This is a genomic window from Mesorhizobium sp. M7A.F.Ca.CA.001.08.2.1 (genome assembly GCF_003998455.1).
In the GTDB taxonomy this organism is placed as follows: domain Bacteria; phylum Pseudomonadota; class Alphaproteobacteria; order Rhizobiales; family Rhizobiaceae; genus Mesorhizobium; species Mesorhizobium ciceri.
This window is the reverse complement of record NZ_RZPW01001487.1, coordinates 1-417: the sequence shown is the minus strand read 5'-3', so window position 1 is coordinate 417 and position 417 is coordinate 1. Positions and strand designations below refer to the sequence as shown.

Sequence of the window (417 nt, the reverse complement as noted above, 5' to 3'; positions counted from 1 at the left end):
GACAGGTCATGATGCTGGGCGCCTTGCCGCCGGCATTGCTGGGTCTTGTGATGTATCGGCAGATATCGGGATCCATGACCGCTGGGGCGGTCAAAGGCTAAAGCAAGAAGAAGTTCGTCTTTCCGACAAATTGGACAACCCAATCCGACAGCGCCAGCGCACTTGTCAGGCCAGGTGACTCGATTCCGAAAAGACGGATCAGCCGTCCGGACGGATCAGCCAGAATGTCGAAATCGCCGAACTGCAACCCGTTCGTTAGGCCGTAGCCCACAATAGCTCGGCTCCAGTTCCCCCTCTCTCAGCCCCGGCCAATAGATGGCGCGTAAAATGGTGTGGCCTCGGGCTGGCCGAGGAAGGAAGAAATGGTGCAGCTTGCTGATGGCGAAATCGCGATGGCGCAGACGCAACGCAGTCTGG

General features: G+C 58.3%; 1 protein-coding gene and 1 pseudogene. One reads left to right on the top strand and one right to left on the bottom strand.

What is annotated here, in order from left to right:
• Positions 1-101, top strand: a pseudogene (locus EN914_RS39800) (carbohydrate ABC transporter permease); the annotation flags it as partial.
• Here the strand turns inward: EN914_RS39800 and EN914_RS38645 are convergent.
• The gene (locus EN914_RS38645; RefSeq protein ID WP_164752743.1) at positions 98-271 is read right to left on the bottom strand and encodes a hypothetical protein; all 174 of its coding nucleotides are present in this window, start codon (positions 269-271) and stop codon (positions 98-100) included. The pseudogene EN914_RS39800 and the gene EN914_RS38645 sit on opposite strands and share 4 nt — an antisense overlap.
• Between the last annotated feature and the right edge of the window lie 146 nt (positions 272-417).